The following is a 278-nucleotide window of genomic DNA, read 5'->3' as shown; positions in this document are numbered from 1 at the left end:
CGTGGGCATGTTAGCTTTTTTTACCTATCCCGTGATCACGGTATTTTTAGAGCCTCTATTTAATAAAAGTAAGCCCAATGCAAAAGATATAATAAGCGCTGTAGTGGTGATTATTGGCAGTTATTTATTGATCCCGAGCGTTAATTTAGGCGATGACATCACTTTAGGTGTGGTGACGGGGGTGGTATCAGCATTATTTTTTGCTCTTCGTAATATTACCCATAAACGCTACTTTAGCGAGTACGGTGGGCCGCAAACCATGTTTTATCAAACGTTAG

The 278-nt window shown here is 40.3% G+C and carries 1 protein-coding gene; it reads left to right on the top strand.

Annotation, left to right across the window (positions count from 1 at the left end; genetic code table 11):
• On the top strand, nt 1-278 hold a 278-nt coding region (locus R0K30_RS21730; RefSeq protein ID WP_410612893.1), incomplete at both ends, for a hypothetical protein.

Source organism: Bacillus sp. SIMBA_154, from assembly GCF_046536015.1.
GTDB classification, from domain to species: domain Bacteria; phylum Bacillota; class Bacilli; order Bacillales; family Bacillaceae; genus Bacillus; species Bacillus pumilus_P.
The sequence above is the reverse complement of the archived record's forward strand: the minus strand, read 5'-3'. Positions and strand labels throughout refer to the sequence as shown.